Here is a 12452-nt window from a genome sequence, read left to right on the forward strand (position 1 = left end):
CTAGTAAGATTTAGTTTGTTCAAAGGATTTTATTGCATCCTTTTTAGCAATTAAGAAGTCTATATCATCATAACCATTTAATAAGCAGATTTTCTTATAAGGATCTAGTTCGTAGTGTTCTTTTTGATTATTGACAGTAATAGATTGTTGTTCTACATCTACATCTATCTGTACACTAGGGTTGTTTTGTACTTCATTAAATAAGTAAGAGAGGTATTCTTTACTTACCATAATAGGAAGTACACCATTGTTTAGCGCATTCGTTTTAAAGATATCAGCAAAGTAACTACTCACAATGACCTTAAAACCATAATCAGATAATGCCCATGCTGCGTGTTCTCTACTACTACCACACCCAAAATTGTTACCAGCGATTAATATCTCACCAGCGTATTTAGGATTGTTTAGAGAGAAGTCTTTTTTCTCACTGCCATCATTGTTGTATCTCCAGTCTCTAAATAGATTATCACCAAAGCCCTCTCTGTTTATACTTTTTAAGAAGCGAGCAGGTATGATCTGATCTGTATCTATATTTTCTATTGCTAATGGAGTAGCAGTAGATGTTATCTTAGTTAAGGCTTGCATATTCATTCATTTTAGAGTAAGTAATCTTTCCTTCTACAGCTACGATAGCGGCAGTCAAAGGGCTTGCTAATAAAGTGCGAGCTCCTTGTCCTTGTCTTCCTTCGAAGTTTCTATTCGATGTAGATACACAGAATTCACCTGAAGGTATTTTGTCTTCGTTCATTGCTAGACAGGCAGAGCAGCCTGGCTGTCTAATGATAAAACCAGCTTCTTGGAACACTGTGTCTAGTCCTTCTTCTTTAATCTGAGCCACTACTTTCTGTGAACCAGGTACTATTAACGCATTGATGTTTTTAGAAATTTGTTTTCCTTTAATATAAGAAGCAGCTACCCTAAAGTCTTCTATTCTAGCATTCGTACAACTACCTATAAATACGTGTTTAATTGGTATCGTATCAATAGCCTGACCAGGTATTAACCCCATATAATTAAGAGCCTTCTCTTCAGACTCATTTTTATTGAATGGAATGAACGTATCTATGTCTATTCCCATACTTGGGTTAGTACCATAAGTAATCATCGGCTTTATATCTTCAGCATTGAAGTGATACTCACAGTCGAATTTTGCATCTTTATCTGTTGGTAGCGTCTGCCAATATGCTACTTTTTGATTCCATTCTTCTCCTTGAGGCGCAAAGGTTTTACCTTTTACATAGTCAAAGGTAGTCTCATCAGGAGCTATCATTCCTCCACGTGCTCCCATCTCTATACTCATATTACAGACAGTCATTCTTCCTTCCATACTCATCTCTTCAAATACGTTACCAGCATATTCACAGAAGTATCCTGTACCCGCATCTGTACCTACTTGAGAGATGATATATAAGATCACATCTTTTGGCTGTACGTGGGCATTAAGTTTACCACTTACGGTGATACGCATAGTCTTAGGCTTATTCATTAAGATACATTGACTAGCGAAAACTTGTGCTACTTGGCTGGTTCCAATACCAAATGCAATGGTTCCAAATGCGCCATGAGTAGAAGTATGACTGTCTCCACAGACCATACTCATACCTGGCTGAGTAATACCAAGTTCGGGTGCGATAATATGCACTATCCCTTGGTATGGATGTCCTAAATCATAGTAAGTAATGTTGTTTTCCTTACAGTTAATTGCTAATTGTTCTACTTGCTGTTTTGATAAAGGATCTTGTATTGGTAATTCTTGATTTAGAGTAGGTACATTGTGATCCACAGTAGCGATGATTTGTTGTGGTCTAAAGACAGGGATATCTCTCTTCTTTAGTTCATCAAAGGCTTGTGGACTCGTTACCTCATGAATTAGATGCTTATCTATATATAATATATCCGGACCGTTCTCAATACTTTCTACGACATGGGCATCCCATACCTTGTCAAATAATGTTTTTGGTGTTTTATTCATTTTCTTTGTTTGTTTAGGCGTGTTTAATAATCTGGTTTTGTGTGTACATATTCATGATAGCAAATAAGTCTACTTCAGTTACTTCTTTTTTAGTATCTGCTACGCCTAAGAAATATTCGTATAAAGTATCTAGTTCAGTTTTAGTTACATCATATCCGATATTCTTGAAGCGATACGCTAAAGCTGACCTACCACTACGTGCTGTTAGAATGATAGAAGAAGCATCTATACCCACATCTTTAGGATCTATAATCTCATAAGTATCTCGTCGTTTAATCACTCCATCTTGATGAATGCCAGAACTGTGAGCAAAGGCATTTGCACCTACGATAGCTTTATTCGGCTGTACTACCATTCCCATCGTAGAAGAGGTAAGCTGACTTAAGTGATTTAACATCGTTGTATTGATATCAGTATGAAAGCCTAGATTTTCATGCTGTTTTAAAATCATGACCACTTCCTCTAGAGCAGTATTACCTGCACGTTCACCTATACCGTTGATCGTACATTCTATCTGTCTAGCACCATTGATTATTCCGGCTATAGAATTAGCTGTTGCCATTCCTAGATCATTGTGACAATGACATGATAGGATGACGTTCTCTATTCCTCTGACATGATCTCTTAGATACTTGATTTTGTTTCCATAATCTGTAGGTAGGCAGTATCCCGTAGTATCCGGAATATTGATCACTGTCACCCCAGCTTGGATTACTGCTTCACATACTTTCGCTAGATAAGCATTATCTGTTCTTCCAGCATCTTCAGCGTAGAACTCTACATCATGCACATATTTTTTAGCATAAGCTACAGCTTCTGCTGCACGATCTATAATAGCCTCTTGTGTAGAGTTAAACTTATATTTTATATGTGAGTCAGATGTACCGATACCGGTGTGTATTCTTGGTCTCTGTGCATATTCTAGTGCTTTAGCAGCCGAATCTATATCTTTTGTATTCGCACGAGTAAGTGCACATATTTTAGCGTTTTTAACGATTTTACTAATCGCCTGAACAGCCTCAAAGTCACCAGGACTAGAAATAGGAAAACCTGCCTCAATTACATCAACACCTAATTCATCGAGTTGCTGAGCAATAGCCAACTTTTGTTGTTTATCTAGTTTACAACCAGGTACTTGTTCTCCGTCTCTTAATGTGGTGTCAAAAATCTCAATCTTTTCAGTTTTCATATTTTATGTTTTTAAATAACTTTAAACAAAAGTGTATAAAAGCTTTTTGTTAACTTTATCAAAAAAACAAAAACTACAATGTTAAAAAACTGATTTCAATACCTAAGTTGTTGTTTTTTAGTTTGTTAAAATATTTTTTATTACAATGTCAAATTGGGGAAAAGACTGGTTATTTATATTGATAAAATCTTTGACAAGGTCAGAGAAACGTCAATTTACTTTATATGTGAATAGGTTGCAGAATAATGCAGATGCTAAATTCATCTCTTTGTTTAATGCCATGGATAAGATGGAGGAATACGATGAACAAGTTATTCTCAGACAGAAGATAACAAGTAAACAACAACTATCTAACTTAAAAGCAAATCTGTATAAAGCTATTTTGGCTAGTCTTCGCATGAATCCCAGTAAGAAAAATGTAAGAATACAGATACGTGAACAATTAGATTTTGCTACCATTTTATATCAAAAAGGCTTGCATAAACAAGGTTTAAAAATATTGGACAAGGCAAAACAAATCGCTTTAGATGTAGAAGAGAAGAGCCTTGCCTTAGAGATTATAGAACTAGAAAAGGTAATCGAATCTCAGTATATCACTCGTAGTATTACAGGGCGTGCTGATGAGCTTATCGCACAGTCTAATGACCTGATTATACAAAACTATTATGCAACCAAACTGTCTAATCTATCGCTGAAGTTCTATAACGAGATGCTTACCTCAGGGTATGCTAAGAGCGAGGAAGATAAGCAAGAGTTGATTACACGTTTTAGTGATCAGTTGTTAGATATAGATGTGAAGATGCTTAACTTTAGAGAGAAGTTGTGGTACTTTAAAGCGCATGTGTGGCTATGTTTTTTAATTCAAGATTACCACAATGCTTATAAATATGCTAAGCTATGGGTAACGCTATTCTATGAACACCCTAAGATGATACAGAGTCATCCTGTGTGGTATTTAAAAGGAAATTCTTATCTATTTAAGATTTTACTGTTGTTTAAATCTGTGGATAAATACATCTATTGGAATGCTAAATTAGAAGAACAATTGGCTCTAGAGAGCTTCCCTCAGTCTATGAATATTGATTCTCAGCGATTCTTATTACAGTTTAGTAATAAGTTGAATATAGAGTTTATACAGCAGACTTATAACGGAAGTTTACTTTTTGTAAAGCAATTACAGCGTGGTATTAATGAATATAGAAATATGATTGATGAACATCATTTCCATATTCTATATTTTAAAGTAGCTTCTTTGTATTTTGGGTACAAGAAGTATGAGGAATCACTTGCTTATACAGAGCGTATTTTGAGCAAAAATGACTATTCTGTACAAGAAGATTTACTATTTCATACTCGTATCTTGTCTCTAATGGCGCAGTATGAGTCTGGACATGATCAGTATTATGAGGACTTTATTAAAGCTAATAGAGCCTTGATGAAAAAGATGAAAAATAGAACACAGATACATGATACCTTTATGAGTTTGTTTGAAGGGCTATTGGGCGCTTCAATTAAAGATCAAAAGGGGGTGTTAGAGCGATTTGTAAAAGAAACTGAAGAACTTTATAAGAATAGATTCTATGTAAGAAGTATTCTCTATATAGATGTTCTAAATTGGGCAAAGAAGAAAATAGATTAACATAGATGTATCGACTTACTTATTGATAAAAGCCATATAGACTTCATTGTTTATGTGGCTTTGTTTGATTAAAATGTGTTGTATGTTTCAAAAGAATTACTATCTTCGCCACAGTATTAGAAAATAATACAGTATTAATTCCATAGAAATAGGTTATACTTAGTTGTATATGAAAAGGGAATCGTGTGAGAATCACGAACTGTCGCGCAACTGTAAGTAACTCATTAGTTTTTTATCCAAGTGATCCACTGTTATTACTTAAGTAATGGGAAGGACGATAAAAAATAGTTACAAGTCAGGAGACCTGCCTAATTCTGTTTATAGACTATGCTTTCGCGGTTTAGAGCTTTATGTCAAGTTGGAATGTGTTTATTATTTAATCCATGAGATTATAGGCTGTATAATCTTGGATAAGCACATTGTACCTTTTCATTTAATTCCAAATCATTTTTTCGAATAGCAGTTTGATAGTTCTCTATCTAGTCTATAGTATTGTCTGAATACTGTAGGATTAACGAATATAACTATGTTAATAGAAACAGAGATAGAAGAACGCAAATCGAAGGCAATCACTAGTGTCTTTAAGGTAGTATTTCCAGATACTACTAATCATCATAATACCATGTTCGGTGGACGAGTAATCATGATGATGACTGAGACAGCATTTATGACCGCTACGCGTTTTTGTAGAAAGAACTTTGTGATTGTTAGCAGCGATAAGATTGACTTCAGCAAGCCAATACCAGCAGGCTCATTAGTAGAAATGGTAGGCGAGGTAGAGTCTATCGGTAATACGAGTATTCGCATCCGTGTCAATGTGTACAGAGAGAAGATGAGGGAAGATGAACGCATCCAGGTAGTGACAGGAGTATTCACACTCGTAGCATTAAATGATAATTTCAAACCGATATCTATATTAGACTAGGTTTTATACAAGTAAATTTTGTAAGCATCTTACATTTTTTAGTTTTTGGTAGGGGGATAGACAGGTTAGTGTCTATCCCCATTTTTTTAGACTCTTTTTAATCTAGTCTTTAAGATCTAAACATGGGGCTCTTTGTAGACATCTAAGCCAATGAATAAACTTTTTATAAGAGGTGTAATCTTAAAAATAATAAATTCACTTTTTTACTTTTTGATTCAATAATTGACCTTTTATGAAGAGTTTTTATAGGTTATACTTCTTTTTTTCTGCTAAAAGGCTCTTTAAAGCCCTGTAATGAGCTATTCTTTTAAAAAAAGAAGTCATTTTTTTTAAGAGTGATTTTTATTTAATGTCTTGATTTATAGGTTTTTAATTATTATTTGTGTAGAATGGATACTTTCATTATATATCCTTAAAGTCTTATAGACAGTGGCTTGATTACGATTCCTTCGACAGTTGGTGGACAATAAACCGTATTTAGTGGGGAAAAGAGGTTGTTAATCGAACGAGTATCCTTTTATTGACCTACTATTCTCCTTGAGCAGGAAGTTAAGAATAAATCCAAAAAGTAGTGAATCTGTCAGATAATGTCTAGGATTTAGGAAATGGACTTTATAGTTTTGGATTCGCTTGTAAAAATCAATAGACATCACACATGAGAGGATTATTAAACATTGTATTAGCAATGGTATTAGCTACTACAACTATGACTGTATATGGTCAAAAAAAGAAAAGAAATGTAAAGCAATATGATAGTGTTGAGGTATATCGCGGCAATGATGTTATTCAAGATTTAGTAAAAGCGGGAAGAGATACGGTTTTTACGAGACATTATTTAAGCAGCTTCTTGGTAGACTCTACACGTTTATGGAGAGAGGAAGTAACGTACACAGGAGAAAAACTGGACGATAATAAATATAAGCTGTCTGCCCAGAGTATGCTTAAAGAAAAGAATGGGGGGGAGCTAAAGTTAAATACTGAAAGTGAGAAGATATATCATAAGAATAAATCAGATGCTACTTATATACTGAATAGAAGATATCTGTTAGAGGGACTGGTAGAAGAAATAGTTCATCAGAATAAAAAATACACTGCCAAATGTATAGATAAGGATGGAAATGTGCTGAATGAAACAGGATGCCTTCGCTACTCTCAAACTCCTTTCCCAGTTGAAAAAACAGAAAAGTTTCAACGCAATTTACAAAAAACAATAACTAATTTAATTACCAACAGTAGAGGTAAATTACCACGTTATATCATATTGGCTATTGAGGCAGATTACGAGAGTCAGCGTTGGAATCTAGCTTTAGACTTTCCTAAGGATTATAGGTTAGGTTCTGATATGCATACTAGTTTAGTAGCTGCTATAGCTCATGTATTGAATAATGAGAAATTAGAGGAGTATCATTTTGAGAAAGATATTAATGGTAATTATTATAATAGAACTATGTTTATCCCATTGATTTTTAAAAGATAGGAGCAGCTAGAGACTAAAGGACTTTACATGATCAAAAATATAATGCTTTGTAGAAGGGATGATCTAAGAGAATAGTAATAGGTATCTAGGTAGTAGGTCTTTTAAAACTAGAGTAACCTAAAATAAAGGATATTTAGACAATAAAGTAAGTAAAAAATATTTTATAAGGATATGGAATTGAATTATAAAATTCAGAAATAGATATGATAATGAGATCAATACAATTAAATAGAATAACGGCTTTCATACTTTTTTTAATTTCAATATTAGGATATGGTCAGGGGGGACCAGCTTCGGATGCGCTTATAATTAATAGGCAACTTTTAAGTGGATATGATATTGTAAAAGAGTTAAATAAGCAAGAGAAAGATACATTATTCACTAGATACTTTAATAGTATAAATGCTGTAGATTCTGTATCTACGTGGGATAGAGTAGTAAAGTATACGGGGAAAAGCCTAAAGGATAATCAGTACTTACTACTGACTAAGACTTATAAGCTTGATATAGAAACAAGAAAATTAGTTAAAGAGGAAGAGAGTAAGAGAACTTTATTAGATAAGAAAGGAAAGAAACAGATTTACATAAGAAAGCAGTTCTTAAAAGGAGGTCTAGTAGAAGAGTATAAGCATGATAAAGGGAAGGAGACTATTGGCTGTTATGATAAAAATGGAGCTAAGTTAAACGATAAGGGGTGTCTACTATATACTTATTCTAAATTTCCAGGACATAAGTTTGAGGCTTTCTACGAAGATGTAAAACAGAAAATACAAAATTATTTGTACACTTCTACAGGAAAAGTACCTTCTTATATCTTAGTAAATATAGAAGCTGATTATCTAAGTAAGAAATGGTTTGTAACATTTTCTTTTCCTGGAGATTATAAAGTGAGTAATCATTTGTACTCAGGTTTAGTGATTAACACTCTTAATGCTCTAAATAGTTTAAAAATAGAAGAGTATCACTTTAATAAAGATTTATACGGTAATTTCTATAATCGGAGCTATACTATTCCTTTCACATTTATAGCTCACCATGGATAGTTATAGTGTGTTAAATGATAGAATGTAAGCTTGGTATGAATTATTAATAATAAGTTAAAGTTTTATCCGTTTTGTCAGATAATGTCTAGGATATACGGAGTATACTTTCTAGTTTTGATTTTATATATTAAATCATACCTCAATGAAAGTATTATTTAAATCAACGCTATTATTTGTAGCTATAGTTATATCTTCACTTGGTTATAGTCAGACTACACCAGGCGGAAGTGCACTTAGACAGAGTCGAATGAAATTTTTTGGGAATGATATTATTAAGAGTATTCTAAAAAAGAATGAGAATATAACTTTTACACGTTATTTCAACGGTGGATTTGAGGTTGATTCTACTCATTCTTGGACAAATAGAGTGGTCTATACGGGTAGTGTATTAGCTGATAATAAGTATGAGTTTAAATCAAAAATATATAAGAGAGATTTAAATACTAAAGAAGAAACTCTTTATATGGATAGGGTTGTAACCTATCTTAATAAAAAAGAAAAAGGTTCTACACTTGTTACTAAGCAATTTTTGATGGATGGATTGATAGAAGAGATTACAACTGTAAATAAAGAAAAAGTGATTAAATGCTATTCTGAAGATGGAAAAGTTATTAATACTGATGGTTGTTTGTTATATACTAGATTTAAGTTTCCTAAGGATAAAATGATAGATTTATCTGAAAAAGTGAAGACAAAAGTAACTAATACTATTTATACTAAGAGTGGTTCTGTGCCTAATTATATATTAGTAAATATTGAATCTGATTATAAAGCTCAAAAGTGGAATCTTGTATTAGATTTCCCTAGAAATTATAGTTCAGATAATGCTATGTATACTGAATTAGTGACAGATATTATGTATGCTTTAAATAATGAAAAGTTAGAAGATTATCATTTTAATAGAGATATTAATGGAAATTACTATAACTGCAATTTGATTGTTCCAATTACTTTTAATAAGGCAGTGAATAAAAGATAAGATATTAACCTGGTATAATATGATTGGTGATGTAAACTAATTGAGTGTAACATTCAATAGAGATATAGATTAAAAATAGGCTCTGATGAGTAGTCATCAGAGCCTATTTTTTTATGCTATTTAGAATTGTTACTAAAGAAATAATAAATCACATATAACCATCCTAGAAAGAAATGGACAATAGCCCAAAGTATAGACTTGTTTCTTGTCCACGATAGAAATACTGCGATAAGCGAACCTAGTGTAAGTCCTCCTCCCCATATCTTGATGGAGGGACTATCTGCAAAGGCTGAGGTAGTGATAAGGATCATAGCTGTGATCCAGAATGCATGAGATTTGTTCATAATGATTTTGTTTTTTGTGTTAATTACCTATAAAGTTAATAAAAAATATTTTTATAACTTATTGTAATATAGTGTTATAAGATGTTTTTTTATATACAGCGGTATGGTGTTGTTACAAAATACAAAAACAAAAAGCTCAAGAATCCTTGAGCTAGAAGAGTATTATATCAGTTTATGGCTATGGTGATAAATGAAAAAAGCTACTCCTTAGGAGTAGCTTTATATGTTGCTTAGTGCTTATGCAAGAATGCTTGTCTTTGTAAAAGAGTTTCTTCGCTTTCGACATGGTTGTCGTCAGGAATACAACAATCTACTGGACAAACTGCCGCACACTGAGGTTCTTCGTGGAATCCTTTACACTCTGTACACTTAGATGGTACAATGTAGTAGAACTCATCAGAAACTGGTTCTTGAGCTGCTTCAGCATCAACTTCAGTACCGTCAGGTAAAACTACCTTACCTGTTAAGGCTGTACCGTCTTTATATCTCCAGTCATCTGCTCCTTCATATATCGCTGTGTTAGGACATTCAGGTTCGCAAGCTCCACAATTTATGCATTCGTCTGTTATAATGATTGCCATAGCTTATATTTTGTTTTATATGTATTAACTTTGTATGCAAATTTACACCCAAAACAATTCACAAACAAGTCAATATGAATTTAGATGTTAAAAAAAATGCATTTGTTAAGTTAGGTCAATTTTTGAGCCAATTCGCTGCAAATGAATTTGTAAAAAACAATGATGTATGTCATAATGATGAATTTTTTTCAAAGTTTGAAGAGCTGATTCACAGCTCAGTAAACTATAATGGATGGTTCACATTAGAACAAGTAGTGATCTCGATCAACTCTTGGGCAAGTGCGTTGACACAAGATAATTTAGATAAGTGGACTTCAAAATATGATTTTTCTAGTGAGCCTAATAAGCGCGTAGGATTGATTTTAGCAGGTAATATTCCTTTAGTAGGATTTCACGATTTTATTAGTGTATTGATTTCGGGTAATATCGCTAAGGTAAAAATGTCTTCTAATGACCAGAAATTACTTCCTTTTTTAGCTAATTATTTAGTAGCTGTAGAACCTGGATTTGCTAGTCGTTTTGACTTTATTGAAGGAAAGATGGAAGGATTTGATGCAGTGATAGCTACAGGAAGTAATAATACAGCTCGTTATTTTGATTATTACTTTAATAGTGTCCCTAATATTATACGCAAGAATAGAAACTCAGTTGCTGTTCTAGATGGTACTGAGAGTCATGAAGATATGGTAGCCTTAGGTAAAGACGTGTTTACATACTATGGCTTAGGATGTCGTAATGTCTCTAAGATATTCGTACCAGAAGGATATGTGTTTGATAGTTTTTATCAAGGTATGTTTGAATACAAAGACGTGATCGAATATGAAAAGTATTCTAATAACTATGATTACAATAAGGCTGTATTCTTAATGAGTGAGTTTAAGATTCTAGATAATGGATTCTTAACTGTGAAAGAAGATAAAGGATATGCTTCACCTATATCGTCTGTATTTTATGAGTACTATACTGATATTAATGAGGTAAAAGCGAGACTGGCTGAGGATGTGGATAAAATACAATGTATCGTATCTAATAATTTGGTAGAAGGTAGTATTGCTTTTGGACAGACACAAGAACCACAGTTATGGGATTATGCAGATAATGTGGATACTATTGAGTTTTTGTTAGGATTGTAGTGATTAGTGATGGCAAGAATTATAAATCCGCGCCAAGTGATAGATTAATTTTAGGATTATAGACTAAACGATTTAACGACATCACAAAAAAACAGAACAACATGAGTAAAGTACATAATTTCTGCGCAGGTCCTTGTTTATTACCAGATGAGGTATATAAGGGAGCCGCTGATGCTGTATTGGATTTTAATGGGAGTGGTTTATCTATACTTTCGATTTCTCATCGTAGTAAGGAGTTTATAGCTGTACTAGAAGAAGCGCAGCATTTGGCTCTATCTCTGTTGGGACTTGAAGGGAAGGGGTATTCGGCTCTATTCTTACAAGGCGGAGCAAGTATGGAATTCTTAAGGGTTCCATATAATCTAATGCAGACAAGAGCAGGATATATCGATACAGGTAATTGGTCTTCTAAGGCTATAGCACAGGCAGAAACATTCGGTGAAGTAGAAATATTAGCTTCTTCCAAGGATAGAAAGTATGCTTATATTCCAGAAGATATAGTTATTCCTGCAGGACTAGACTATGTGCATTACACCTCTAATAATACGATATATGGTACGCAGTTTAGTGATGTGCCTAAAGCAGAGTGTCCAGTAGTATGTGATATGAGTTCGGATATCTATTCGAGAGTGTATGACTGTGATAAAATAGACCTAATCTATGCAGGTGCACAAAAGAATATAGGCCCAGCAGGGTTGAGTGTTGTTTTGATAAAAGATAGTGTTCTTGGTAAGTCAGGTCGCATGATACCTCAAATGATGGATTACGCTGAGCATATCGATAAAGGAAGTCTTTATCATACAGCTAATGTTTTTGCTGTATATACGAGTTTGTTAAACTTGAGATGGTTAGATTGCCTTGGAGGTGTAGAAGCTATCGAGAAGATTAATAATCAAAAAGCAGCTACTCTGTATGGTGCTATAGATGAGTTAGATTACGTAGTAGGACTAGCTGATGTAGTATATCGATCAAAGATGAACGTAACCTTTGATTTTAAAGAAGAGCCAATGAAAAGTATTTTCGATGCTTTATGTGTAGAGGCAAATATCACAAACATAAAAGGACATCGAGTAGCCGGTGGATATCGCGCTTCTTTGTATAATGCTTTGAAGCAAGAGAGCGTAGATGCTCTAGTAGAAGTGCTACATACGATGAAATCAAAGATTTAAT

The 12452-nt window shown here is 33.5% G+C and carries 12 protein-coding genes and 1 riboswitch; of the genes, 7 read left to right on the plus strand and 5 right to left on the minus strand.

What is annotated here, in order from left to right:
• Genes leuD through E0Z07_RS09865 form a run of 3 tightly spaced genes read right to left on the minus strand, consistent with a single transcriptional unit; the run spans position 1 to position 3161 of the window.
• Positions 1-585: a 3-isopropylmalate dehydratase small subunit gene (leuD, locus tag E0Z07_RS09855; RefSeq protein WP_131540619.1), complete on the minus strand. Its 585-nt coding sequence runs from the start codon at positions 583-585 to the stop codon at positions 1-3.
• Positions 569-1972, minus strand: coding sequence for a 3-isopropylmalate dehydratase large subunit (leuC, locus tag E0Z07_RS09860; RefSeq protein WP_131540620.1), 1404 nt, complete (start codon positions 1970-1972; stop codon positions 569-571). Before leuC ends, leuD begins: the two co-directional genes overlap by 17 nt.
• A 13-nt stretch (positions 1973-1985) precedes the next feature.
• Complete coding sequence (locus E0Z07_RS09865; protein WP_131540621.1) at positions 1986-3161, minus strand: 2-isopropylmalate synthase; 1176 nt, start codon at positions 3159-3161, stop codon at positions 1986-1988.
• A 145-nt stretch (positions 3162-3306) separates the two neighbouring features.
• On the opposite strand from E0Z07_RS09865, the gene E0Z07_RS09870 reads away from it, so the two are divergent.
• From E0Z07_RS09870 to E0Z07_RS09890, 5 genes are all read left to right on the plus strand, one after another.
• Positions 3307-4800, plus strand: a complete 1494-nt coding sequence (locus E0Z07_RS09870; RefSeq protein ID WP_131540622.1) for a hypothetical protein — start codon at positions 3307-3309, stop codon at positions 4798-4800.
• A gap of 133 nt (positions 4801-4933) precedes the next feature.
• Positions 4934-5126: riboswitch (cobalamin riboswitch) on the plus strand.
• Between the two features lie 200 nt (positions 5127-5326).
• Positions 5327-5725: an acyl-CoA thioesterase gene (locus E0Z07_RS09875; protein ID WP_131540623.1), complete on the plus strand. Its 399-nt coding sequence runs from the start codon at positions 5327-5329 to the stop codon at positions 5723-5725.
• A gap of 655 nt (positions 5726-6380) precedes the next feature.
• Positions 6381-7202 (plus strand): hypothetical protein, encoded by an 822-nt coding sequence (locus E0Z07_RS09880; RefSeq protein WP_131540624.1) that lies wholly within the window; start codon positions 6381-6383, stop codon positions 7200-7202.
• A 209-nt stretch (positions 7203-7411) separates the two neighbouring features.
• Positions 7412-8245: a hypothetical protein gene (locus tag E0Z07_RS09885; protein WP_233445948.1), complete on the plus strand. Its 834-nt coding sequence runs from the start codon at positions 7412-7414 to the stop codon at positions 8243-8245.
• 142 nt (positions 8246-8387) lie between these two features.
• Complete coding sequence (locus E0Z07_RS09890; RefSeq protein WP_131540626.1) at positions 8388-9224, plus strand: hypothetical protein; 837 nt, start codon at positions 8388-8390, stop codon at positions 9222-9224.
• A gap of 116 nt (positions 9225-9340) precedes the next feature.
• Here E0Z07_RS09890 and E0Z07_RS09895 read toward each other — a convergent pair whose 3' ends face one another.
• Both E0Z07_RS09895 and E0Z07_RS09900 read right to left on the minus strand, forming a co-directional pair.
• Entirely contained in the window at positions 9341-9568 is a 228-nt protein-coding gene (locus E0Z07_RS09895) for a hypothetical protein (protein ID WP_006256959.1), read from the minus strand.
• A gap of 230 nt (positions 9569-9798) precedes the next feature.
• A complete protein-coding gene (locus E0Z07_RS09900; RefSeq protein ID WP_006256958.1) occupies positions 9799-10149 on the minus strand; it encodes a 4Fe-4S dicluster domain-containing protein in 351 nt (116 codons plus the stop codon).
• A 74-nt stretch (positions 10150-10223) separates the two neighbouring features.
• On the opposite strand from E0Z07_RS09900, the gene E0Z07_RS09905 reads away from it, so the two are divergent.
• Together E0Z07_RS09905 and serC are read left to right on the plus strand one after the other, a co-directional pair.
• On the plus strand, positions 10224-11282 hold the full coding sequence (locus E0Z07_RS09905; protein WP_131540627.1) for an acyl-CoA reductase: 1059 nt from the start codon (positions 10224-10226) through the stop codon (positions 11280-11282).
• A 101-nt stretch (positions 11283-11383) separates the two neighbouring features.
• Positions 11384-12451, plus strand: a complete 1068-nt coding sequence (gene serC, locus E0Z07_RS09910) for a 3-phosphoserine/phosphohydroxythreonine transaminase (RefSeq protein WP_131540628.1) — start codon at positions 11384-11386, stop codon at positions 12449-12451.
• Position 12452: the final 1 nt, after the last annotated feature.

Origin of the sequence: Myroides odoratimimus (genome assembly GCF_004337635.1) — a bacterium.
Lineage (GTDB): Bacteria > Bacteroidota > Bacteroidia > Flavobacteriales > Flavobacteriaceae > Flavobacterium > Flavobacterium odoratimimum.